The following is a 23,088-nucleotide window of genomic DNA, read 5'->3' on the forward strand; positions in this document are numbered from 1 at the left end:
GAGCACATAATGAGTGAGAAACGATGACTCTGAATCTGGTAAGTGAGCAGTTGCTAACTGCGAACAGCATTAATCAGCAGGACCTTTATTCCCTGTTAGGGCAGCTTTCAGAACGTCGTCTGGATTATGCCGATCTCTATTTCCAGTCCAGTTTCCACGAATCCTGGGTGCTGGAAGACAAAATTATTAAAGATGGTTCTTACCATATCGATCAGGGCGTGGGCGTCCGCGCCGTGAGCGGCGAGAAAACCGGTTTCGCCTACGCTGACCAGATTTCCCTGAATGCACTGCGTCAGTCGTCTGAAGCGGCGCGCAGCATCGTGCGTGAACAAGGCAACGGCAAAGCGCATACCTTATCGGCGGTGCTGAACCGTTCGCTGTATGCGCCCGTTAATCCGCTGGATAGCCTGACGCGCGAAGACAAAATTGCCCTGCTGCACCGTGTTGACAAAGTGGCGCGTGCTGCCGATCCACGTGTGCAGGAAGTGAATGCCAGCCTGAGTGGCGTCTACGAACAGGTGCTGGTCGCCGCAACTGACGGCACGCTGGCCGCAGATATTCGTCCGCTGGTGCGTCTTTCCATCAGCGTGCAAGTGGAAGATCAGGGTAAACGCGAACGTGGCTCAAGCGGCGGCGGCGCGCGTACCGGTTATGAATTCTTCCTTGCCGATGAGAGCGGTGATGTGCGTGCCGATGCCTGGGCGCGCGAAGCGGTGCGCATGGCGCTGGTCAATCTCTCCGCCGTGGCGGCACCCGCTGGCATGTTGCCGGTGGTGCTGGGCGCAGGTTGGCCGGGTGTGCTGCTGCACGAAGCAGTTGGACATGGTCTGGAAGGTGACTTCAACCGTCGTGCGACATCGGTATTCAGCGGCAAAATGGGCCAGCTGGTGGCTTCAGAGCTGTGTACCGTGGTTGACGATGGCACCATTGAAGGTCTGCGCGGTTCGCTGGCGGTCGATGATGAAGGCGTGCCGGGCCAGTACAACATGCTGATCGAAAATGGCGTGCTGAAAGGCTACATGCAGGACAAGCTGAATGCGCGCCTGATGGGCGTCAACCCAACTGGCAATGGTCGCCGTGAATCTTACGCGCACCTGCCAATGCCGCGCATGACCAATACTTACATGCTGGCAGGCAAATCGACGCCGCAAGATATCATTGAAAGCGTGGAGTACGGCATTTACGCGCCAAACTTCGGCGGCGGCCAGGTTGATATCACGTCCGGCAAGTTCGTGTTCTCCACCTCAGAAGCTTATCTGATCGAGAACGGCAAAGTAACGACGCCCGTAAAAGGCGCCACGCTGATTGGCTCCGGCATCGAAGCGATGCAGCAGATCTCGATGGTCGGCAACGATCTGGCGCTGGATAAAGGCGTCGGCGTATGCGGTAAAGAGGGACAAAGCGTGCCGGTTGGCGTGGGGCAGCCAACGCTGAAGCTGGATAAAATCACCGTAGGTGGTACCGCCTAACGTTGTCAGGTCGCCATGTATAGCGACCTGAACATCTGCCCTCAACCTTTCCGATGCTGCTGATACTGCTGCGCTACCTGCCTGAAATACTCGGTCAGATAATCAATGCACACCTGCACTTTCAGCGGCAGCTTGTCTTTCTCAGTATAGAGCGCATAGACCGGGCGCGGCTCCGAGTGATATTGCGGGAACAGAATATCGATCTCCCCCGCATTGATCTCATCAATCACCCACATCAACGGCACATAGGCGATACCGCAACCTGCTTTCAGCCAGCGGATCAGCGTCTGCGAATCGTTGGTGACGAAACGGCCCTGTGGCGTAAGGCGGGTAACCAATCCTTCCGGCGCAACCAGTTCAAAAGTGTTATCCGGCCGCACGCTATATTCCAGCCACGAAAAATTATCGATCTCGCTGGGTTTTTCCGGCGTGCCATGCTGCGCCAGATAGCTCTTCGCCGCGCACACCACCATCGGCATTGCACCCAGCCGACGCGAGAACAAGTTCGAATCCTGCAGCGCGCCCACGCGCACCACCAAATCCAACCCGTTGGCGATCAAATCGGGGGCAGGAATGCCCGTCACCAGATTGACGCCCAAACCCGGATATTCGCGTAACATTTCGCTGGTCATCGCTGATAACACATTCTGCGCCATCGTCGATGAGCAGCCGATCCGTAGAATACCGATCGGCGTGTTGTTAAAGGCGTACAGCTGCTCGTGTACCTGCGACGCCTCCGCCAGCATGCGGCGACAGCCCTGAAAATAGATCTTTCCGGCCTCAGTCAGGCCAATGCTGCGCGTGCTGCGATTAAGCAATTTAACCTGTAACTCATCTTCCAGTTTGGCGACAATCTGGCTGATAGACGAAACGCTAAGCTGTAGCTGGCGCGCCGCGGCGGTAAATGAACCTAATTCAACCACTTTGGCGAAAATGGACATGCTTTTAAGTCGATCCATTGTTTACTCTGGCTAAAAAGTGATTTAGCTCACAATATGTAGAAAACGTATAGTCAAGCGCGTTACTATACGCGCGCTGGGTCTCTTCACTGCACCTGAACACGGCTGTGTTAGCCCGATGATACGCTATGATTAGCTCAACGCGGCCTGAATGTTGCCATCAGTTTATCCGTCATCCCCTGATCGTAAACCCAACGTGCTACACGGCACGTGGGCAGGTATCGGTGCAATCCGGCAAGGTCGAACTAAGGATCCGAAATGAGTGTGCTTCCGGTATTTGTCGTATTCGGGCTGAGTTTTCCGCCCATCTTCATTGAACTACTGGTTTCACTGGCGCTGTTCTGGCTGGTGAAACGCGTGCTAACGCCTAGCGGGATCTACGATCTAGTTTGGCATCCGGCACTGTTTAACACTGCGCTATATTGCTGCGTGTTTTACCTTGTATCCCGTTTATTCGTCTGAGGTTTTTTAAGTGAAAGCGCTAATAAGAAAAATCGCGCGATACGCGATTACACTCCTGCTGGTTGTCATCGCCATCGTGATCATCTTCCGCGCCTGGGTGTTCTACACCGAATCACCGTGGACGCGTGATGCCAAATTCTCTGCCGATGTGGTGGCGATCTCGCCTGACGTCACCGGCATCATCACTGACGTGCCGGTGCACGACAACCAGCTGGTGAAAAAAGGCGACACGCTGTTTGTGGTTGATCGTCCGCGCTACCAAAAAGCGCTGGACGAAGCCCAGGCGGATGTCGAGTATTACCAGGCTTTGGTGAGTGAAAAACGCCGTGAAGCCAGTCGCCGCAATCAGTTGGGGACCAGCGCCATGTCGCGTGAAGCGATTGAGCAATCCAATAACGATCTGCAAACCAGCGAGCATCAGCTGGCGAAGTCTGTGGCCACGCGCGACCTGGCGGTGATTGACCTCGATCGCACCACTATCAAAGCGCCATCTGACGGCTGGGTCACCAACCTCAATGTCTATCAGGGCGAATTTATCACGCGCGGCTCGGTAGCCGTGGCGCTGGTGCAACAGCACTCCTTCTATGTGCTGGCCTATATGGAAGAGACCAAGCTGGATGGCGTGCGTCCGGGCTTCCGCGCACAAATTACCCCGTTGGGGAGCAACGCGGTACTGCGTGGCACCGTTGACAGCATCGCGGCGGGCGTAACCAACAGCAGCAGCACCAGCGACAGCAAAGGCATGGCGACCATCGACTCGAATCTGGAGTGGGTGCGTCTGGCGCAGCGTGTGCCGGTGCGTATTCGTCTCGACGAGCAACCGGGCAACCGCTTCCCGGCGGGGACCACGGCGACGGTGGTGATTACCGGTGCGCAGGATCGCGAAACCAAAGTCTCGCCGCTGGCACAGTTGTTCAATCGCCTGCGTGAGTTTGGTTAAGCGAGGGCGATATGATTGAGTTTTTGCGTTTCCCGGTGAAGCTCACCTTCGCGCTGGTTGCGGCGTTGATGATTGGCTTTCACTTCAATCTGGAAACGCCGCGTTGGGCGGTGATGACCGCCGGCATCGTGGCCGGTGGTACCGCCTTTGCTGCGGGGGGCGATCCCTATTCTGGCGCGCTGCGCTATCGCGGCATTCTGCGCATCATCGGTACTTTTATTGGCTGTATCGCCGCGCTCACCATCATGATTGCCACGGTGCGCGCGCCGGTGGTGATGCTGCTGCTGTGCTGTATGTGGGCCGGCATGTGCGTGTGGCTCTCTTCGCTGATCAAAGTCGAGAACTCCTATGCGTTGGGCCTTGCCGGTTACACTGCGCTGATCATCGTGGTGACGGCGGATGCCAGCGGCGGCTTAACGCTGGCTCCGCAGTACGCGGTTGAGCGCTGCAGTGAAATCGTCATCGGTATTCTGTGTGCTATCCTCGCCGACATGCTGTTCTCGCCGCGTTCGATCAAAAAAGTGATTGAGCAGGAAGTGGATGCGCTGCTGGTGGCGCACTACAAATTGCTGCAGCTGTGCGTCGCGCATGAAGACAAAGAGGAAGTGGACAAAGCCTGGAGCGCGTTAGTGCGTCGCACCACGGCACTCAACGGCATGCGCGGCCAGCTGATGATGGAATCTTCACGCTGGAAAAACTCCAGCCGCCGCCTGCAAATGCTCAACACCTTATCGCTGACGCTGATCACGCAGGCCGCCGAAACTTTCCTGATTCAAAACTCGCGTCCGGAATACATTCCACCGCAATATCGTTTGCTGATCGAAAAAGAGGTCAACAGCGTCAACGATGTGCATAAGCGCATGAAGGTGATGCGTCGCCTGATTGGCGTGAGCAGCAAAACCGTGCCGGTGACGCTGGCGAGTTGGGTCGGCGCGGCCACTGAATATCTGCTGCTGATTAACGGCATTAAAAGTAATAGCCGCATCACCCCGCTGGAAGAGAGCATTCTGCAGCGCGAGGTAGTGATTCAGGCGCGCTCTGCGGAAACCCATCACGCGATGATCAACGGTATACGTACCTTCGTCGCCACCGCGCTGGGATCGCTGTTCTGGCTGTATACCGGCTGGACATCAGGCAGCGGCTGCATGGTGATGCTGGCGGTGATTACCGCGCTGGCGATGCGTATGCCGAATCCGCTGATGATGGCGAAAGACTTCCTTTACGGCATGACGGTTGCGGTGCCGCTCGGCGCGCTCTACTTCATCTTTATTCTGCCCGCGACCCAGCAAAGTGCGCTGCTGTTGTGTATCGCCATCGGCGCGCTGGGTTTTATCGGCGGCATCTTCGTGCAGCGTCGTCAGTTGGGTACGCTGGGGGCGTTGATTGGTACCATCAACGTGCTGGTGCTGGATAACCCGATGAAGTTCGAGTTCAACGTATTCCTCGATAACGTGTTGGGCCAGGTGATTGGCTGCTTTGTAGCGATGATGGTGATTCTGCTGATTCGCGATAAATCCAAGGAGCGTACCGGACGTAAACTGCTAAATCGCTTTATGTATGCCGCAGTTGCTGCGCTGACCACTAATCAGGCGCGTCGCCGTGAAAACCACTTGCCGGCGCTGTATCAGCAACTGTTTTTGCTGCTCAACCTGTTCCCCGGCGATATCGATAAATACCGTATCGCGCTGACCCTGATTATCGGCCATCAACGCCTGCGTAATGCCGAAGTGCCGGTGAATGCGGAGTTATCGGCCTATCACCGCCAGCTGCGCTACACCGCCGACCGCATTATCTCCGCGACCAGCGATGATAAGCGGCGCTATTACTTCGAGCGGCTGCTGAAGGAGCTGGATGTGTATCAGGAGAAGCTGCAGCACTATGCTGCGCCTGATAACGTTACCGAGCCGGTGAAACGGCTGGCGCTGATGCTGGATAAGTATCAGAACACCTTAATACAAATCTGAAACTGGCCGCTGCAACCTGCAGCGGCCTTTTAGATCCCACGCTGACACAAAAACCTCTGATATTGGCATCTATACTTTCCTGACAGGACGCAAACTGACAGGAGAAAACCGATGTCCACTTCCCTGCAACAACACGAATTTTTCAAGACCGGCTATTTCGCTGATGGTCAGTGGCATAACGCCAGCGCCACCTTTGAGGTGACCAATCCTGCCACCGGCGAAGTTATCGCTAATGTGGCGAAAGCCGGCCAGCAAGAAACCGAACAGGCGATTGCCGCCGCGCAGCGTGCGTTTCCCGCCTGGCGCGATAAAACCGCCAAGGCGCGTGCCGAAATCCTCTATCGCTGGTATCAGCTGATCATCGAGAACAAAAGCTGGCTCGGCCAGTTGATGACGGCCGAGCAGGGTAAACCGCTTAAAGAAGCCGAAGATGAAGTGGAATACGCCGCCAGCTTTATTCAGTGGTTTGCCGAGCAGGCGAAACGCGCCAACGGTGAAATCATCCCGCCGGCTAAACCGGGTTCGCGCATTCTGGCGACGCGCGAACCAATTGGTGTGGTCGCGGCGATCACGCCGTGGAATTTCCCGATGGCGATGCTGACGCGCAAACTTGGCCCCGCATTGGCCGCGGGCTGTACCGGCATAATCAAACCCGCTAACAACACACCGCTGAGCGCCTTCGCGTTGCTGGCGCTGGCGCAGAAAGCCGGTGTGCCTGATGGCGTACTCAATGCGGTGGCGGGCGATACGCATGCCATCAGCGACGCGATTATGGCCAGCAAGGCGGTGCGCAAAATCTCCTTTACCGGTTCCACCGCGGTGGGCAAAACGCTGATGCGTAATGCGGCTGAGACCATGAAAAAAGTCTCGATGGAGTTAGGCGGCAACGCGCCTTACATCGTGTTTGATGATGCCGATATTGATGCGGCGGTGCAGGGCGCGATTGCCAACAAATTCCGCAACGCCGGGCAGGTGTGCGTCAGCGTCAACCGCTTCTATGTGCATAACGCGGTCTACGATCGCTTCGTTAATCAACTGGCCGATGCGGTGGGCAAACTAAAAGTCGGAAATGGCGTGGAAGAAGGCGTGATCGTTGGCCCGCTGATTGAGCCGTCCGCGCTGGAGAAAGTGGAAGAGCACGTCAAAGATGCATTGAGTAAAGGCGGCAAATTGCTGGTCGGCGGCGAACGTCATCCTCTTGGCGGCAACTTCTGGCAACCAACGGTGATTGGCGAAGCGCATGAAGAGATGAAGCTGGCGCAGGAAGAGACGTTTGGTCCGGTTGCGGCTTGCTTCCGCTTTGACGATGAAGCCGAGGTGATTGCGCGTGCCAATAATACCGAATTTGGCCTGGCGGCTTACTTCTACACGCAGAATTTGCACCGGGTATTCCGCGTCTCAGCGGCGCTGGAAGCGGGCATGATCGGCATTAACGAATGCGCGGTATCCACTGAGCTGGCACCGTTTGGCGGCGTGAAAGAGTCTGGACTGGGACGCGAAGGATCGGTGTTGGGGATGGAAGAGTATCTGGAAGTTAAAGCGTTGCACCTCGGCGGACTCAGCTAGCCGCAACAACCAAGAGGGCGTCATGATGAGAACCGAGCGTTTCGATTTCGACGAGATTGTCGATCAAGCCCATTTTTATCGACAGTTTAGCGATCGTTTTGCGTTAGCCGATCTCGCCATCAACGATCTTGACGATCTTTGGGGTGCGATTGTCGGTGAGCAACTGCCGTTGCCGCTGGAGATTGAATTTGTAAATCTGGGGAAAGGGCAGAAACGCCGGTATGGCGCATTAATCCTGCTATTTGATGAAGCAGAAGAGGAGCTGGAAGGCCAGCTCCGCTTCAATATAAAGTAAAAAGGGCCCCGGCGAGCGGGGCCAAAGGGTTCGTCTTAATTGACGAGGAATTACTTATACAGCTCAGCTGTCACGTGGTAGCTGTCGCCGGTTTTCGCTTCAATCACTTTGTAAGCGCTGGCACCTTGCTCATCCGCTTTCTGAGAAAGCTCGGCACGATAGTCCATTGGCGAACCGCCGGTTCCGCTGATTGAGATAGTGCTGCCGGTAGGTTGCAGATTCTGCGCCTGTTGTTCGGTGACCAGTTGTGCTGCAGAAGCACCAAAGGCGAACAGGGAAAGCAGGGTAGCAGTTGCAATGGTTGTTTTGATTTTCATAATTTTCTCCTCGTTTAATCAACAACCTGCGGCAGAAAAGGGGTGGCGGGTCGTCGATCTATTGCCTGGCGCCATCAAGGCACTGGACGTTCAATTAGTGATTATTTGTACAGTTCAGCAGTCACGTGGAAGGTATCGCCACGGTTGCTTTCGATGATGCGGTAATGGCTGGCACCCTGCGCATCGGCTTTCTGTGACAGTTCCTGACGCACGTTGGTTTGGTCGCCGTCAACACCGCTCACGCTGATGGTTTGGTTCAGAGATTGCAGCTGTTCAGCTTGTTGGTTTGAAACAAGGCTAGCGGCACTCGCGCCAAAAGAAAGAACAGAAGCCAGGCCCAGTACTGCGATAGCTAATTTGGTTTTCATGATTCACTCTCCTGAAATGGGGGCCGGCAACCTGAGAGGCAAGAGCGTCTCAAAAGGGTCGCCGTTCACATTGCTTTTTAAGTCAATAACTTATTTGTACAGCTCAGCGGTTGCGTGGTAGCTGTCACCGGTATTCGCCTCAACCACGCGATAGGCTTTCGCACCTTGCTGGTCGGCTTTATCGTTTAACTGCTGACGGATATCCATTGGAGAGCCGCCCACGCCGCTGACGCTGATGGTACCCGCGGGTTGCAGATTCGCAGCCTTTTCGGCATTAATAGAATCTGCTGCAAAAGCACCAAATGACAGGGCAGAGAGAATACTTAAAGTCGCGATAGTAGTTTTAACGTTCATGATATTTTTCCTCGTCGTCTATTTTTATCTTTTTCTTTCGTGTGATTTGCATCACGAAAACAAGTATAGATCTAATCACCCATGAAATTAATACCGAGCTAATAATGTTTGGTTGTAATTCTTTATCCTTATGGCACTTTTTTAGAACCTGAAGTTATAAAAAACGCCTGGATCTTAACCAGAGGTGGTTATTTCACCATAAAAACAATGATCTACATCAAATTATCTTTTAGTGCGAAAGATCGTGGTTGATCTCGCTGGCTGATACAGATAGAGAAGGGAAAGACACTGAGCACAATGTGTAAAGCAGCGTAAAATAGCGCATAAGGTTAAAAAGGCATAAAGGTCGTACCAATGATAGCGGCTGAAAAGAACCGCCAGGCATATGGATAACTTATTATTTACAAAGGAATTTGTAACAGAATGGTTACGAATGAAGCGCAAAGGGCAAGATAACCGGCAGAGGAACTGCCGGTATGCAGCAGGGTTTTATAGCTCTTGTTCGAATAAAACCAGAATCGCGTCGTACAGCTGTTTTACCGAGAAGGTGCGCGCGGGGGTAATAAAGATGGTGTCATCACCGGCAATGGTGCCGAGAATGCCTTCCGCTTTGCCCAGCGAATCCAGCAGGCGCGCTATCAGCTGCGCAGCGCCCGGACTGGTGTGAATCACCACTAACGCATCGTTGTAATCGATATCCAGCACCAGATTCTTCAGCGGGCTGGTGGTGGTGGGCACGCCGAGTTCAGCAGGCAGGCAGTAAACCATCTCCATCTTGGCGTTGCGCGTGCGCACCGCGCCAAACTTGGTCAGCATGCGAGAAACTTTGGACTGATTAATATTCTCGAAGCCGTCTTCCTGCAGCGCCTGCACGATTTCGCCCTGGGAGCTGAATTTCTCTTCCTTTAATAAGGCTTTAAACGCCTTAATCAAGTCGTCTTGTTTCGATGGGTTTCGCATAAGCTACCAATTAAAAAGGGGTTGCAGAGGGCAACAGGCCCACGGCAGATAAATTATTATGCATTTAGATGAATTTTTATGCAATAAGTCTGGTAAGAGAATCGCGGTAATGACCTGCGGGGCGGGCATCATAACAGAATATGATGTTGCACCAAAATCGCGGGTGGACGCGCAAAGCGAAGGTTGCAAAGTTGTTATATTATTGAAGTGGTAACAACAATATCGATGATCATTGCCGTCCATTGTCTTCTGGCTGCGAATGAATCATTCAGGCGACTTCTGAAGTGGAGATGTCTCGGGAGCCGATTGCGGCGTAGTGTTTAGTGCGCGACAGGTTTAGTCGCTATCGCCTGAGAAGTTGATTAAACTCGTAACCTGATGGATTTTCGGCATATCTCTGCCCCACCTTAATAAGGAGTTCAGGATGAAAGTTGCCGTTCTCGGTGCCGCTGGTGGTATTGGCCAGGCGCTCGCACTGCTGCTCAAAACGCAATTACCCGCAGGCTCAGCTCTCTCACTTTACGATATCGCCCCGGTAACGCCCGGTGTGGCGGTCGATCTCAGTCATATCCCAACGGCAGTCACCGTGGAAGGGTTTAGCGGTGAAGATGCTACGCCTGCGCTGCATGGTGCTGATGTGGTGCTGATCTCCGCGGGTGTGGCACGTAAGCCGGGCATGGATCGCGCCGACCTGTTTAACGTCAACGCCGGTATCGTGCGTAACCTGATCGAGCAGGTTGCCAGTACCGCGCCAAAAGCGCTGATTGGCGTCATCACCAATCCGGTGAATACGACGGTGGCGATTGCGGCCGAAGTGCTAAAAAAAGCCGGCGTGTATGACAAGAATCGCCTGTTTGGCGTTTCCACCCTCGATATCATCCGTGCCAATACCTTTGTCGCGGCGCTAAAAGGCAAGCAGCCTAACGAGATTGAAGTGCCGGTGGTGGGCGGGCATTCCGGCGTAACGATTCTGCCGCTGCTGTCGCAGGTGGAAGGCGTGAGCTTCAGCGAGCAGGAAGTGGCGGATCTCACCAAACGTATTCAGAACGCGGGCACCGAAGTGGTGGAAGCCAAAGCCGGTGGCGGATCGGCGACGCTGTCGATGGGACAGGCGGCGGCCCGTTTTGGCCTGTCATTGATTCGTGCCCTGCAAGGCGAAGCCAACGTGGTGGAGTGCGCGTATGTGGAAGGCGATGGCGAATATGCCCGCTTCTTCTCGCAGCCGCTGCTGCTGGGCAAAAACGGCATCGTTGAACGCCGTCCGCTGGGCACGCTGAGTGCCTTTGAACAGCAGGCGCTAAACGGCATGCTGGAAACGCTGAAGAAAGATATCTCGCAGGGCGAAGAGTTTGTGAAGTGATGAACGCTAAGCGGCAATAAAAAACGCCCGGCATCTGCCGGGCGTTTTGTTTTTATAATCCGCCAGATTTGAAGGTTTTATTGGCGGGCGCACCGTTAGTCGCGGGGTTTTGCTTTCCTAACGTCTCCATGCGTACCTGGAATGGTGGGAACGGCATCTCAATGCCGTGCTCCTCAAAGCCGCGCAGAATCAGCTGATGCAGTTCATGGCGCAGCGGCATGCGATGCCCCATCTCCGCCGCATGCACGCGCAGTTCAAACAGCTGAATACCTTGCTGCAGATCGACCAGGAACACATCCGGCGCCGGCATATCGAGCACGTAGGTGCAGCGATCGGCCGCTTGCTTAAGAATGTTGGTCACTTCATCACTGTTGACTCTGGCGGGCGCTGGAATCGTCAACACCACACGCGTCACTGAATCCGACAGCGACCAGTTCACGAACTGCTCAGTAATGAAAGCCTTGTTCGGCACGATGATCTCTTTGCGGTCCCAATCGGTGATGGTGGTGGCACGCGTGTTGATGCGCGTGATGCTGCCCGTCAGGTCGCGAATGGTCACGGTATCGCCAATACGGATCGGTTTCTCAAACAGGATAATCAGGCCGGAGATAAAGTTAGCGAAAATCTCCTGCATCCCGAAGCCCAAACCCAGACCCAACGCAGCAACCAGCCACTGCAGCTTCGACCACTCAATGCCCATCATTGAGAAGCCAATCAAGCCGCCAATCAGCATCAAAGCATACTTGGTCAAAGTGGTAATGGCGTAGCCGGTGCCCGGCGCCAAACTGAGATGCTGCAACAGCGCCAGTTCCAGCAACGCGGGCATGTTACGCACCAGCTGCGTGGTGATGATCAGCACCAGAATCGCAATCAACACCGCACCCAGCGTAATCGCCTGCACGCTGTCCACACCCTGAATGGTGGTGCTGGCATTCCACAGCGGAATGTTATCAAGGAAGCTAAACGCCGAGTGGATTTCTGACCACAGCACAATCACCGAAACCAGCGCAATCAGCGTCAGGATTGAACGCACCAGACGCAGCGACTGTGCGCTGATCTCATCAAGATCAATGCTTGGCTCATCGATTTCGATGGTGTCGGCATTCGCTGGCGTTGATTGCTCTTTCTCTTCTTCGCTGCGCGCGCGGTTGGCCAGCATATCGGCACGACGCTGACGTGCACGGTCAAAGGCGATGCGGCGGCGCTGAATCAGCATCCAGCGGCGGATGATGTGATACACCACCAGCAGGAAGAACCAGATGCCCACCGAGGTTTCCAGACGCGCCAGCAGCGCCTGCGCGGTGGCGAGATAACCGATGCAGGAGGCGAGGGCAGCCACCAGCGGCAGGGCAATCATCAGGTTCCACAAAATGCGGTTTACGAAGTTATCGCCGTTGCCCTCTTTATCCAGATAGAGCGGAATACCGGCGCGTTTCAGGCTAACGGTAACGATACTCAGCGCGCCACAAATCAGGATGAAGCACACGCGTCCCAGCGTGCCGGAGAATTGCGGATCGTCGAGATTGGCAAAGGCGATCAGCAGCATGATCAGCGGCACAATCAGCCCCACCGACAGCGAGTAATAGCGCATGGCACGCGCCACGCGCGCTTGCGGCCAACGGAAATGCACCACAAACAAGCCATCGGGACGTGCAAACGCGGCGCTGATCATAAAGGCCCACAGCAGCGGCAGCGTGGCGGTGATGCCATCGCCAATCGCCACGGCGAATGGATAAGGCCAGGCATGCTGTAAACCGTAACCGAGCGCGGCCCACAATACCGGCAGCGGCACCGCCACCAGAATCGACCAAAATACCGTGCGCAGCGTCAGGCTGAAGCGGTCCTGCGTCACTTTACCGACGCGGCTGGCGGAGCGCTCCATAAAGGCGTTGTAGTGACGACGTGAGCTGATGCTGAAGCCAACCAGCAGAATCGCACCAATAATCGGTAACACGGTTTCGCGATTGGTAAACATCATCGCCAGCGCTTTGCCGAGCTGGCCGGCGGTATCCAGCGACAACAGACGCTTGAGATCCTGCGCCATCTCCACCGGGAAATTCAGGCCGATGGTATTAACGTCAGCGGTCCAGAACAGATAGCGATGCGTCGCATCTTTAACTTCGGCTAAGGCATCCTGCAACTGTGTATTGGAAACTTTGAGCTTGGTGATTTCCAGAATCAGCGTATCGCAACCGGAAATCAGTGAGTTCAGCAGTTCGCGCTGGGTTTTAAGTTGCGCTTCGAGGATGCGTACCTGATCGCTGCTGAACGGCGTGCCGTCATCCTGTTTGGCTTTGCGCAGTTCCTGCTGGCGCTCCAGCAGATCCTCATAATGCAGACGCTGCACCCGCAGCTGGCCCATTTCGCTGTCGATCTGCTGAGATTTCGGCATCTCCGGCAGACGGGCAACCTGCGCACGCAAGGCTTCGCCCAACAGATTGGACGCCCCCAGCCATTGCGACTGCTCACGCAACGTGCTCAGCGCCTGACGCACCTGCAAGGTCTGATTGGTGGCCAGACGCTGCTGCGAAGCGACTAAATCCATGCGCTGCGCTTGTTGATTAAGGTCTGCGGAGAGTTCGCGGTTAACGCGGAACTGATCGCTGATCGAACTCGGCAGATCGCCGCTGTTTTCCGCCAGCTGCTCGGTGCGCTCAAGCGCCAGTTCAGCTTCGCGCTGGCGCTGATTGTTGAGCTGATTGCGCAGCGCCTGCAGATAGTTATCCAGTTGAGTCGCTTTGCGCTGATGCACCTCAGCGCGCATACGCGCCAGTTCCTGACGGTTATTCGCCGAAAGCTGCGCCAGCTCTAACTCGTCCACGCGCGCTTTGTTGGCGGCGTTTTCCGCCTGACGCGCGTAAATCTGCGCCTGCGCCAGCGGCGTAGTCGCCGTCGAAGCGCTCTGCGCGCGACGATCGCTTTCGGTCATCGCCCGGCGTGCATCGGTTTGCTGCTGCGGCAGCTGCGACAGTGAATCGCTGATCTCGCGCGCGCGATCCTGCTCCTGCTGCGCCTGACGGCCTTCCTCCAGCAGCTGGCTGCTAACCTGCAACAGCTCCTGATCCAGCTCGGCGCTGCTCATATTGCTGCGCACCGCCTTGCTGCTGTCCGTCAGCGTGGCGATCTGCTGACGTAATTCGCGCGCCAGCCGCGGGAAATCATCAATCACCTGCTGATACTGCTTCGCGCGCTCCAGCGACTCATCGCGCTCGTTGAGGAAATTGATCGCCGATTCGAGCGCCTGCACCTGCTCGGTTTGCGCGGGTGAGGTTTTCGCCGATTTAGCCGCATCCAGTTCCTGCTTTAGCTGGCTGGATTGCGGAACGGTGGCTGCAAATACAGAACTGCTGAGCACAAGGCTCAGCAGCAAGGAGAGGAAAACACGCACGGGAGAGATTCCGGGTTATTTGCTAAGTGAGACGCTGTCGCCAGGCTGAGGCAGGGCGATGGCCAGCGGCTGACCGAGGCGGGTTTTGCTTTCGGCTTCAAGGCTTTCTGCCAGCTTCACGCGATTTGGCGCGAACAGGTTGATCACCGTTGAACCCAACTTGAAGCGACCCATTTCCTGGCCTTTCAACAGCACCACCGCACCATCATGATCGGCAGACGGATAGCGCCAGCGTTTAATCACACCTTCGCGCGGTGGCGTAATGGTGCCCGCCCACACGGTTTCGATGCTACCCACAATGGTGGCACCGACAAGGATCTGCACCATCGGGCCATGATCGGTATCGAATACGCAGATCACGCGCTCGTTACGCGCAAACAGATTCGGGATGTTACGTGCGGTCAGCGGGTTGACGGAGTAGAGATCGCCCGGCACATAGATCATTTCGCGCAGGATGCCGTTACACGGCATATGCACGCGGTGATAATCGCGCGGGGCGAGATAAGTGGTAACAAACTCGCCGTCATGAAACTGATCCGCCAGATCGTCGTTACCGGCAAGCAGCGCCTGCAGGCTGTAAGTGTGGCCTTTGGCCTGGAAGATCTGATCGCCGGCAATGCGGCCCAGCTGGCTGATCGCGCCATCGGCGGGCAGCGCCAGTAAAGAGGCATCGGTATCGATCGGACGCGCGCCCTCTTTTAACGGACGCACGAAGAAATCATTGAAGGTGCGGTAGCTGCCGGTATGTGGCTTGCTGGCTTCCGCCATATCCACTTTGTAGTACCAGACAAATAGGTCGATGACCGCTTTAGTGAGCCAGCCACCACGGCGGCTGGCACCCCAACCGGCGAGTTCGGTGAGGCCTTTTTTAGGCAAAATATGATTCAGGCCGAGTTTAAAACGATCAAACACCGTTGCCTCCTGGCTTAATTACGTGTCGTTAACAAAAAAGGGGGCGGATTGTAGCAGCGCCCCAGCGCGTTGGCGAATGTGCCGTTGTACTGCTTAATCTGCGTCGGAGGAAAAGTTTTTACGCGTCTTTACCTGCGCCATACTTTCCAGAATTCGGTGGTAGTTATCGAAGCGGGAGATATCAATCTTGCCCTCTTCTACCGCTTCGCGAATGGCACAGCCAGGATCGGTATCGTGCTTACAGTCGCGGAAACGGCAACCGCCAAGGAATTCACGGAATTCGACAAAGCCGCGCGTCACTTGTTCCGGCTCCAGATGCCATAAACCAAACTCACGCACGCCCGGTGAATCGATCACATCGCCGCCCGCCGGGAAGTGGTAAAGGCGTGACGCGGTGGTGGTGTGCTGACCTAATCCAGAAACGTTCGACACATCGTTGGTCAGAATTTCAGCCGCTACCTCCAGGCCAAGCAGGTTATTCAGCAGGCTCGATTTACCCACGCCAGATTGGCCGGCAAAGATGCTGACGCGGCCGGTTAAGGCGCTTTCCAGTTCAACCAGGCCATCTTTGGCGTGGCTGGAAACCATCAAGACGCGATAACCAATGTTGCGATAGATCTCCATCTGCTCATCAACAAACGCGCGGCCTTCGGCATCTAAAAGGTCGGTTTTGTTGAGCACCAGCAGCGGTTCCACGCCAAGAGTTTCGCTGGCGACCAGGTAACGATCGATGATGTTGAGTGACAGCTCTGGCAGGATCGCCGAAACGATAATGATCTGATCGATGTTGGCGGCGATCGGTTTCACGCCGTCATAGAAGTCTGGGCGCGTTAGCACCGTCTTACGTTCGTGTACCGCTTCGACGATCCCTTTGCCGCCGCCAATGGCAGCGCGCCATAAAACGCGATCGCCAGTGACCAGCGAGCGAATGGTGCGGCGGATGTTACAGCGATGCACAACGCCTTCGCTATCTTCCACGTCTGCGTGCATGCCGAAACGGCTGATCACCACGCCATCAGCCGCTTCTCCAAACAGACTATCATCCGGCTCCGGCTTATCGCTCCGTTGCTGCAGACGACGCTGATGGTTGGCGCTTACGCGACGTTGTTGACCTTTCGACAGTTTGTTTTTACTCACGCATCCTCTCACGGCTTTCGCCAGGTTTCGCCCTGCTGGGCAAAACGTCTATGATACACCTGAAATGAGTTTAATGACGACTTTGGCAACAGGCGGGAAACGCATGACAGCTGGAAATGAAAACAACCTGATTTGGATCGACCTCGAAATGACCGGATTGGATCCGGAACGCGATCGCATTATTGAGATCGCTACCATCGTGACCGATGCCAACCTTAACATCCTGGCAGAAGGCCCGGTGTTCGCGGTGCATCAATCTGACGATCAGTTGGCGTTGATGGATGACTGGAACGTGCGCACGCACACCAATAGCGGATTGGTGGCGCGCGTCAAAGCCAGCGAGCACGATGACCGTGCGGCGGAACTGGCCACCATCGAGTTCCTGAAACAGTGGGTGCCGGCGAACACCTCGCCGATTTGCGGCAACAGTATTGGTCAGGATCGTCGCTTCCTGTTTAAGTACATGCCTGAACTGGAAGCCTATTTCCACTATCGCTATCTTGATGTCAGCACGCTGAAAGAGCTGGCGCGCCGCTGGAAACCAGATATCTTGCCAGGTTTTAAAAAGTCCGGTAGCCATCAGGCACTGGATGATATTCGCGAGTCCGTCGCCGAGCTGGCGTACTATCGCGAGCACTTCCTGCAGCTTTAACCGCCGCGGGTGCGCAGGAAATCATCAGGTTGTCGATAAAAGCAGCGAACGCGCGGAAAGCGCAAAATTTTGCTTTTAGACTCTTGCGACTGAAAGGATTTCTCGTATAATGCGCACCCCGTACCGGTGAAGAATTTCATGCGGAACGGAGAAGTAAAGTAGTACGGCGAAGTTCAGAATCGAGTAGTTGAGTTGGGTACAAGGCGGCAACTGAGCGAATATCTGGGAGCTTACTTCAGTAAGTGACCTGATTGAGTGAAGGCAGCCAACGCAGTAACCAACACAAATACGAAGATTATGCGGGAATAGCTCAGTTGGTAGAGCACGACCTTGCCAAGGTCGGGGTCGCGAGTTCGAGTCTCGTTTCCCGCTCCAAACTTCGTTGAGTAGTAAACCTCTAATGCGGGAATAGCTCAGTTGGTAGAGCACGACCTTGCCAAGGTCGGGGTCGCGAGTTCGAGTCTCGTTTCCCGCTCCAGAGTTTGTAGTAAACCATCCAAATCACGGATTTAGTCGTTAGCGTGATTGTTGTGACAAAAATACGAAGAGTCAGAATCGAGTATTTTAGTTTGCAACAAGGCGGAAACTGAACGAATCCCTGGGAGCTTACATGAGTAAGTGACCTGGGTGAGTGAAGGCACCCAACGCAGTAGCAGACTAAAATACGAAGATTATGCGGGAATAGCTCAGTTGGTAGAGCACGACCTTGCCAAGGTCGGGGTCGCGAGTTCGAGTCTCGTTTCCCGCTCCAGATTTTCATATTCACTAATGTTATTTGCCCTTAGGCGCAATCAGAATTAAAACTGCTGCAGATCTTTTTTGATCGCATGCGACACCGTTTTTTTCTGGAAATTTTGCACGCCTCGCTAGCAGTGATAATGCTTGTTGTCTGATGCAGTTATCTTACAGGTTATCCACAATGCGCCTGCAAGCTTCTGACGGCGTTTTCCCCGTTGTTTAAAACTGTTTTGAACAGAGTTATCCACAAGCTCTGGACAAACCCCTGCGCGCTAAATACGACGTGAATATTTACAATAATCGCTTAATTGATTGATTTGTAAATGGTTATAACTATTTCAGACTGTGATCTTGCCCTTAAGACGAAATTACGATCTCCGTCACGATTCAGTGGGATAATTTTATTCACAGCATGTGGAAAAGCGTTTTATCCTGTGCGACTGCTCAATCACGCATCACGTTGCAGGCCTTTTTCGACCGCGCGCACCAGCCGCTGTTTCTTCGCTGGCTGCACTTCTACCGCTTGCGCCGCGCGTTTCTGCAACTGCTGTGCAATCGCCCATTCAATATGCTCATCAAGCAGGGGATGTTCGCCGCTGCGCAATGCTAATGCCGCCATATTTTCTTCTGCCCAGGGCGCATTGCCCAATGCCACCGCAATATTTCGCAACCAGCGCAAATGCCCAATACGCCGAATCGCTGAACCTTCGGTGATACGCAGAAATTTGGCTTCATCCCATTTGAACAGATCGGTGAGCGGCGGCGCATGCAGCACCGCGCGCGGCGAGAAATCATCTTCATCGGTTAACTGGCCGTAACGATTCCACGGGCAGATCAGCTGGCAATCGTCACAGCCATAAATTCGATTACCAATCAGCGGACGGAACTCTTCAGGAATTGCGCCTTCCAACTCGATGGTGAGATAGGAGATGCAGCGACGCGCATCGACCACGTAAGGTTCGACGATGGCGGAAGTGGGGCAGATAGTGATACAGGCGACACAGCGTCCACACTGCTCTTCCTGGGGCTGATCGACCGGTAACGGCAGATCAATCAGCAGTTCGCCGAGGAAGAACCACGAACCCGCTTCGCGGTTGAGGATCAGCGAATGTTTGCCGGTCCAGCCTAAACCGGCTTTAGCGGCAATCGGGCGTTCCAGAATTGGCGCGGAATCGACGAACGGACGAAAATTGCGTTCGCCACAGTGCGCCTGAATCATTTCTCCGAGCTTTTTCAGTCGATTGCGCAATACTTTGTGATAGTCGCGGCCCAGCGCATAGCGGCTTACATAGCCCAACTGCGGATTTTTTAAGGTGCTGGCAAAGGCGGCTTTAGCTGGAAGGTAATTCATGCGTACGCTAATCACGCGCAGCGTGCCAGGCAGCAGCTCATGCGGCCGCGCACGCATCATGCCGTGGCGCGCCATCCAATCCATCTCGCCGTGATATTGCTTATCCAGCCACGCCTGCAGTTTGGGCTCTTCGGCGCTCAGATCGGTATCGCAAATACCGACCTGTTGGAAGCCGAGGTCGCGTCCCCACTGTTTAATTTGTTCAGCGAGCTGTTGAAGATCGAGAGGATATGACATGAGAAACCAGGCAATTGAAGCAAACGCGCGCAGTTTAACACACTCTGTCTGGCCTGCGCAGGCGATGGCGCAACTGGAACGCGATGCCGCCGATAGCCTGGGCTTAACGCTGTTTGAGCTGATGCAACGTGCGGGCCAAGCCAGCTATGAATTAGGCCGCCAGCTGTGGCCGCAGGCGCAGCATTGGTTGATCCTGTGCGGGCACGGCAACAATGGCGGCGATGGTTATGTGGTGGCGCGACTGGCGCAGGCAGCAGGATTGAACGTGACGCTGCTGGCGTGTGCGGGCAGTAAAGCTCTGCCAGAAGAGGCGCAGCAGGCGCAAGACGCATGGCTGGCGGCGGGCGGTGTGATTCACGCGGCGGATGCGCCCTGGCCGGAGCAGGTTGAGGTGATTGTCGATGCGCTGCTCGGCACCGGCCTGACTCGCGCGCCCGCCGATCCCTACGATCGCCTGATCGCACTCATCAACGCGCATGCCGCACCGGTGCTGGCGATCGATATTCCCTCTGGTTTGCTGGCGGCTAATGGCACGGCGCCGGGCAAAACGGTCATCGCCGATCACACGTTGAGCATGATTACGCTGAAACCCGGCCAACTGACCGGCAAGGCGCGCGATTACGTTGGCGTTCTGCACAACCATGAGTTGGGCTTGTCGGCATATCTTGCCGCTGAGCAGGCACCGATTTCACGCTATGACGCCGGGGATTTAACGCGCTGGCTGAAACCACGTCGCGCTACCTCTCATAAAGGTGATCAGGGGCGGCTATTGGTGGTCGGCGGCGACAGCGGCACGGCGGGCGCGATTCGCATGACCGGTGAAGCCGCCCTGCGAACCGGCGCCGGACTTGTGCGCGTGCTGACACATGAAGGTAATATTGGCCCGATTCTCACCGCGCGACCGGAGTTAATGGTTGACGCGCTGAGCGATGAACGGCTGGATCAGGCGCTGGAGTGGGCGGATGTGATCGCCGTTGGGCCGGGGCTCGGCCAGCGCGATTGGGCTCAGAAGGCACTGAAAAAGATCGCGGCCAGTGAAAAGCCGATGCTTTGGGATGCGGATGCGCTTAACCTGCTGGCAATCAAGCAGGATAACCGTCAGAATCGCATCATTACGCCGCATCCCGGCGAAGCTGCGCGCTTGCTGGGGGTGAAAACTAGCGAGATTGAGAGTGACCGCTTACACGCTGCGCGCGCCTTGGCGAAACGCTACGGCGGCGTGGTGGTTCTGAAAGGCGCGGGCACGGTGATTGCCAGCGCGGCGGGTGACATCGCCATTGCCGATGTGGGCAACGCGGGCATGGCGTCTGGCGGCATGGGCGATGTGCTGAGCGGGATTATTGCCGCTCTGCTCGGCCAGAAACTGACATTACTTGATGCAGCCTGCGCAGGCTGTGTCGCGCATGGGGCAACAGCCGATGCCGTCGCGCGTCAGCGCGGTACTCGCGGCATGTTAGCTACTGATTTGTTCGAGCTGCTGTGGCAGTTTGTTAATCCAGAGATGATCCAACAATAAAGCATGAAGACCTGTGTTATCCCTTTGCCCGATGAGGCGGCAACCCTGAATCTGGGTGCGCAATTGGCGCGCGTCTGCAACAGCGCGCTGGTGATCTATCTTTATGGCGATTTGGGTGCCGGTAAGACCACCTTTAGCCGTGGTTTTCTGCAGGCGCTCGGCCATCAAGGCAATGTAAAAAGCCCAACGTATACGCTGGTCGAGCCCTACGAGCTCGGCTCTCGCACGCTGTACCATTTCGATCTTTATCGTCTTGCCGATCCCGAAGAGCTAGAGTTCATGGGCATCCGCGACTATTTCACCGGCGATGCGCTCTGTCTGGTGGAGTGGCCGCAGCAGGGTACTGGCGTGCTGCCTGAGCCCGATTTAGCGCTGACGTTGCGCTACGTGGATGCGGCGCGTGAAGCCGAAATAAGCGCGATTTCCGCCACGGGCGAAGCGCTGTTAACCCAATTCCAGCAAGGCAGGGATCCGGCATGATGTCACGGATGAAAATCATTGTACTGAGCTTGCTGTGCCTGTTTTCTGCCTCGGCGTTGTCTGCAACGTTATCAGATATCAAAGTCGAGAATGGCGATAGCCAGGCCACCGTTACTCTGAGTTTTAACGGTCAGCCCGTGTATGGCTTTTTTCCGCTGCACAATCCCAATCGTGTAGTGCTGGATATTCGTCAAAGCGGCGCGATTAAAGGATTGCCGCTCAATTTTAGCGGCGAAAATATTGTGCAGCGCATTCGCCATAGCCAGCCGAAGGATAAGCAAAGCCTGCGTTTGGTATTCGAACTGACGCAGCCCGCGCAGACGCGCGCCAGCACGCAGCGCGATGGCAGTAATTATCGCGTGGTGTTCACCATTCGTGGGACGCAGCCAGCGAAGCGCCCGGCCGCTGCCGCGCCTGTTACCACCGCGCGTGAAAGCCAGCCGAGCAGCAGCAGCCAGGGCAATCCGTTCAACGCCAATCAGGTGACAGCGGTGACCAGCAGCAATACCACCGTGCGTCCCGGCAACTCGGTTAGTCGCAACGATGTGGTAATTGTGGCGATTGATGCCGGGCACGGCGGTCAGGATCCCGGCGCATCCGGCCAGCACGGTTTGCACGAGAAAAATGTCACCATCTCAATTGCGCGTAAGTTGAAAGCGCTGATGGATCAGGATCCGATGTTCAAACCGGTGCTGACGCGTAACGGCGACTATTTCATCTCGGTAATGGGCCGCTCAGAAGTGGCGCGTAAAGAGAACGCGAACCTGCTGGTATCCATTCACGCCGACGCCGCGCCAAATCACTCGGCAACCGGCGCATCGGTTTGGGTGCTGTCTAACCGCCGCGCCAATAACGAAATGGCGAACTGGCTGGAACAGAAAGAGAAACAATCTGAGCTGCTGGGCGGCGCAGGGGATCTGCTGGCGAACAGCCAGGCCGATCCCTATCTTAGCCAGGCAGTGCTGGATTTGCAGTTTGGTCATTCACAGCGTGTAGGTTATGACGTCGCCGTCAAAGTCCTGCAGCAGTTGCGCGGTATTACGCCGCTGCATAAGCGTCTGCCGGAACATGCCAGCCTTGGCGTTTTACGTTCCCCGGATATTCCCTCTTTACTGGTCGAAACCGGCTTTATTAGTAATGCCGCGGAGGAGCGGCTGCTTGGCAGCAGCGCGTATCAGGAGAAGATTGCTCAGTCGATTTATAAAGGCCTGCGCAATTATTTCCTTACGCATCCGCTGCAATCGATCCCAAAGGAGGAAAACCGGCCGCTGGACAGCGCACCAGCGGTTAGCGTCGCCAGCAACCCGGCGACCGGTACGGTGCAATATACCGGCGCAACGCAGCGTCATACCGTCACGCGTGGCGAAACGCTGTCGGGCATCGCGGCAAAATATGGCGTGAGCATGGCGACGTTACGTGAGATGAATAGCCTGAAGCGCGATGTGGTTTGGGTGGGACAGCGCCTGAAGGTGCCCGCGAAATCCAGCGTCAGCGTGGCGGCGAGTCGTCCAACCCGGCATAAAGTGGTGCGCGGTGATTCCCTCACGGCGATTGCCGCGCACTATGGCGTGAGCTCAAAAGCCATCATGCAGGCGAATAATATGAAGTCGAGCAATGTGATGCTGGGGCAAAACTTAAAAATTCCGCAATCCTGATTGTTGGC

General features: G+C 55.5%; 20 protein-coding genes and 3 tRNA genes. 14 read left to right on the forward strand and 9 right to left on the reverse strand.

Features of this window, described 5'->3' with window-relative positions:
* Positions 1-23 precede the first annotated feature (23 nt).
* Positions 24-1,469 carry a metalloprotease TldD gene (tldD, locus tag ACVLVH_RS16395; RefSeq protein WP_110867445.1) on the forward strand — a complete coding sequence of 482 codons (1,446 nt, stop codon included), beginning with the start codon at positions 24-26 and terminating at the stop codon, positions 1,467-1,469.
* 41 nt (positions 1,470-1,510) lie between these two features.
* Here tldD and aaeR read toward each other — a convergent pair whose 3' ends face one another.
* Positions 1,511-2,428, reverse strand: a complete 918-nt coding sequence (aaeR, locus tag ACVLVH_RS16400) for an HTH-type transcriptional activator AaeR (protein WP_101762846.1) — start codon at positions 2,426-2,428, stop codon at positions 1,511-1,513.
* 258 nt (positions 2,429-2,686) lie between these two features.
* Between aaeR and aaeX the strand changes: the two genes are divergently transcribed.
* The 5 genes from aaeX to ACVLVH_RS16425 all read left to right on the forward strand — a co-directional run bounded on the left by aaeX (position 2,687) and on the right by ACVLVH_RS16425 (position 7,655).
* The gene (gene aaeX, locus ACVLVH_RS16405) at positions 2,687-2,890 is read left to right on the forward strand and encodes a p-hydroxybenzoic acid efflux pump operon protein AaeX (protein ID WP_021508145.1); all 204 of its coding nucleotides are present in this window, start codon (positions 2,687-2,689) and stop codon (positions 2,888-2,890) included.
* A 10-nt stretch (positions 2,891-2,900) separates the two neighbouring features.
* A complete protein-coding gene (aaeA, locus tag ACVLVH_RS16410; RefSeq protein WP_101762847.1) occupies positions 2,901-3,830 on the forward strand; it encodes a p-hydroxybenzoic acid efflux pump subunit AaeA in 930 nt (309 codons plus the stop codon).
* An 11-nt stretch (positions 3,831-3,841) separates the two neighbouring features.
* Positions 3,842-5,794: a p-hydroxybenzoic acid efflux pump subunit AaeB gene (aaeB, locus tag ACVLVH_RS16415; protein WP_498949763.1), complete on the forward strand. Its 1,953-nt coding sequence runs from the start codon at positions 3,842-3,844 to the stop codon at positions 5,792-5,794.
* A 111-nt stretch (positions 5,795-5,905) separates the two neighbouring features.
* A complete protein-coding gene (locus ACVLVH_RS16420) occupies positions 5,906-7,360 on the forward strand; it encodes an NAD-dependent succinate-semialdehyde dehydrogenase (protein ID WP_498949765.1) in 1,455 nt (484 codons plus the stop codon).
* Positions 7,361-7,385: 25 nt separating this feature from the next.
* Positions 7,386-7,655: a barstar family protein gene (locus ACVLVH_RS16425; RefSeq protein ID WP_271461398.1), complete on the forward strand. Its 270-nt coding sequence runs from the start codon at positions 7,386-7,388 to the stop codon at positions 7,653-7,655.
* 50 nt (positions 7,656-7,705) lie between these two features.
* Here the strand turns inward: ACVLVH_RS16425 and yhcN (ACVLVH_RS16430) are convergent, their stop codons facing one another.
* The 4 genes from yhcN (ACVLVH_RS16430) to argR form a co-directional block, all read right to left on the reverse strand.
* Entirely contained in the window at positions 7,706-7,972 is a 267-nt protein-coding gene (gene yhcN, locus ACVLVH_RS16430) for a peroxide/acid stress response protein YhcN (RefSeq protein WP_008101968.1), read from the reverse strand.
* Between the two features lie 101 nt (positions 7,973-8,073).
* Positions 8,074-8,340: a YdgH/BhsA/McbA-like domain containing protein gene (locus ACVLVH_RS16435; protein ID WP_007891990.1), complete on the reverse strand. Its 267-nt coding sequence runs from the start codon at positions 8,338-8,340 to the stop codon at positions 8,074-8,076.
* Positions 8,341-8,430: 90 nt separating this feature from the next.
* Positions 8,431-8,694 (reverse strand): peroxide/acid stress response protein YhcN, encoded by a 264-nt coding sequence (gene yhcN / locus ACVLVH_RS16440; RefSeq protein ID WP_498949768.1) that lies wholly within the window; start codon positions 8,692-8,694, stop codon positions 8,431-8,433.
* A gap of 489 nt (positions 8,695-9,183) precedes the next feature.
* Positions 9,184-9,654, reverse strand: coding sequence for a transcriptional regulator ArgR (gene argR / locus ACVLVH_RS16445; protein WP_008101964.1), 471 nt, complete (start codon positions 9,652-9,654; stop codon positions 9,184-9,186).
* A 424-nt stretch (positions 9,655-10,078) separates the two neighbouring features.
* On the opposite strand from argR, the gene mdh reads away from it, so the two are divergent.
* Positions 10,079-11,014, forward strand: a complete 936-nt coding sequence (gene mdh / locus ACVLVH_RS16450; RefSeq protein WP_217549775.1) for a malate dehydrogenase — start codon at positions 10,079-10,081, stop codon at positions 11,012-11,014.
* Positions 11,015-11,066: 52 nt separating this feature from the next.
* Here mdh and mscM read toward each other — a convergent pair whose 3' ends face one another.
* The 3 genes from mscM to rsgA all read right to left on the reverse strand — a co-directional run bounded on the left by mscM (position 11,067) and on the right by rsgA (position 16,451).
* Complete coding sequence (mscM, locus tag ACVLVH_RS16455) at positions 11,067-14,402, reverse strand: miniconductance mechanosensitive channel MscM (protein WP_101762853.1); 3,336 nt, start codon at positions 14,400-14,402, stop codon at positions 11,067-11,069.
* Positions 14,403-14,417: 15 nt separating this feature from the next.
* Positions 14,418-15,314, reverse strand: a complete 897-nt coding sequence (gene asd, locus ACVLVH_RS16460) for an archaetidylserine decarboxylase (RefSeq protein WP_101762854.1) — start codon at positions 15,312-15,314, stop codon at positions 14,418-14,420.
* Between the two features lie 93 nt (positions 15,315-15,407).
* Positions 15,408-16,451: a small ribosomal subunit biogenesis GTPase RsgA gene (rsgA, locus tag ACVLVH_RS16465; protein ID WP_101762855.1), complete on the reverse strand. Its 1,044-nt coding sequence runs from the start codon at positions 16,449-16,451 to the stop codon at positions 15,408-15,410.
* A 103-nt stretch (positions 16,452-16,554) separates the two neighbouring features.
* Between rsgA and orn the strand changes: the two genes are divergently transcribed.
* The 4 genes from orn to ACVLVH_RS16485 all read left to right on the forward strand — a co-directional run bounded on the left by orn (position 16,555) and on the right by ACVLVH_RS16485 (position 17,854).
* The gene (gene orn / locus ACVLVH_RS16470; protein WP_101762856.1) at positions 16,555-17,103 is read left to right on the forward strand and encodes an oligoribonuclease; all 549 of its coding nucleotides are present in this window, start codon (positions 16,555-16,557) and stop codon (positions 17,101-17,103) included.
* A 299-nt stretch (positions 17,104-17,402) separates the two neighbouring features.
* Positions 17,403-17,478: transfer RNA gene (locus tag ACVLVH_RS16475), tRNA-Gly, on the forward strand.
* 27 nt (positions 17,479-17,505) lie between these two features.
* A tRNA-Gly gene (locus ACVLVH_RS16480) sits at positions 17,506-17,581 on the forward strand.
* Positions 17,582-17,778: 197 nt separating this feature from the next.
* Positions 17,779-17,854 (forward strand) — tRNA-Gly (locus tag ACVLVH_RS16485).
* Positions 17,855-18,289: 435 nt separating this feature from the next.
* On the opposite strand, the gene queG is transcribed toward ACVLVH_RS16485, so the two are convergent.
* Complete coding sequence (gene queG / locus ACVLVH_RS16490; protein ID WP_137386612.1) at positions 18,290-19,429, reverse strand: tRNA epoxyqueuosine(34) reductase QueG; 1,140 nt, start codon at positions 19,427-19,429, stop codon at positions 18,290-18,292.
* On the opposite strand from queG, the gene nnr reads away from it, so the two are divergent.
* Genes nnr through amiB form a run of 3 tightly spaced genes read left to right on the forward strand, consistent with a single transcriptional unit; the run spans position 19,428 to position 23,080 of the window.
* Positions 19,428-20,945, forward strand: coding sequence for a bifunctional ADP-dependent NAD(P)H-hydrate dehydratase/NAD(P)H-hydrate epimerase (gene nnr / locus ACVLVH_RS16495; protein ID WP_498949773.1), 1,518 nt, complete (start codon positions 19,428-19,430; stop codon positions 20,943-20,945). The two genes, queG and nnr, sit on opposite strands and share 2 nt — an antisense overlap.
* Before the next feature lie 3 nt (positions 20,946-20,948).
* Complete coding sequence (tsaE, locus tag ACVLVH_RS16500; RefSeq protein ID WP_192236117.1) at positions 20,949-21,425, forward strand: tRNA (adenosine(37)-N6)-threonylcarbamoyltransferase complex ATPase subunit type 1 TsaE; 477 nt, start codon at positions 20,949-20,951, stop codon at positions 21,423-21,425.
* Positions 21,422-23,080 carry an N-acetylmuramoyl-L-alanine amidase AmiB gene (amiB, locus tag ACVLVH_RS16505; RefSeq protein ID WP_280172135.1) on the forward strand — a complete coding sequence of 553 codons (1,659 nt, stop codon included), beginning with the start codon at positions 21,422-21,424 and terminating at the stop codon, positions 23,078-23,080. The genes tsaE and amiB overlap by 4 nt, the downstream gene beginning before the upstream one ends.
* Positions 23,081-23,088: the final 8 nt, after the last annotated feature.

The sequence above is a fragment of the Kluyvera sp. 1366 genome, from assembly GCF_054823405.1.

Coding starts and splice junctions, on each gene's coding strand:
- tldD (WP_110867445.1), top strand. CDS start 24: ATGACTCTGAATCTGGTAAGTGAGCAGTTGCTAACTGCGAACAGCATT.
- aaeR (WP_101762846.1), bottom strand. CDS start 2,428: ATGGATCGACTTAAAAGCATGTCCATTTTCGCCAAAGTGGTTGAATTA.
- aaeX (WP_021508145.1), top strand. CDS start 2,687: ATGAGTGTGCTTCCGGTATTTGTCGTATTCGGGCTGAGTTTTCCGCCC.
- aaeB (WP_498949763.1), top strand. CDS start 3,842: ATGATTGAGTTTTTGCGTTTCCCGGTGAAGCTCACCTTCGCGCTGGTT.
- ACVLVH_RS16420 (WP_498949765.1), top strand. CDS start 5,906: ATGTCCACTTCCCTGCAACAACACGAATTTTTCAAGACCGGCTATTTC.
- ACVLVH_RS16425 (WP_271461398.1), top strand. CDS start 7,386: ATGAGAACCGAGCGTTTCGATTTCGACGAGATTGTCGATCAAGCCCAT.
- yhcN (WP_008101968.1), bottom strand. CDS start 7,972: ATGAAAATCAAAACAACCATTGCAACTGCTACCCTGCTTTCCCTGTTC.
- ACVLVH_RS16435 (WP_007891990.1), bottom strand. CDS start 8,340: ATGAAAACCAAATTAGCTATCGCAGTACTGGGCCTGGCTTCTGTTCTT.
- yhcN (WP_498949768.1), bottom strand. CDS start 8,694: ATGAACGTTAAAACTACTATCGCGACTTTAAGTATTCTCTCTGCCCTG.
- argR (WP_008101964.1), bottom strand. CDS start 9,654: ATGCGAAACCCATCGAAACAAGACGACTTGATTAAGGCGTTTAAAGCC.
- mdh (WP_217549775.1), top strand. CDS start 10,079: ATGAAAGTTGCCGTTCTCGGTGCCGCTGGTGGTATTGGCCAGGCGCTC.
- orn (WP_101762856.1), top strand. CDS start 16,555: ATGACAGCTGGAAATGAAAACAACCTGATTTGGATCGACCTCGAAATG.
- nnr (WP_498949773.1), top strand. CDS start 19,428: ATGAGAAACCAGGCAATTGAAGCAAACGCGCGCAGTTTAACACACTCT.
- queG (WP_137386612.1), bottom strand. CDS start 19,429: ATGTCATATCCTCTCGATCTTCAACAGCTCGCTGAACAAATTAAACAG.
- tsaE (WP_192236117.1), top strand. CDS start 20,949: ATGAAGACCTGTGTTATCCCTTTGCCCGATGAGGCGGCAACCCTGAAT.
- amiB (WP_280172135.1), top strand. CDS start 21,422: ATGATGTCACGGATGAAAATCATTGTACTGAGCTTGCTGTGCCTGTTT.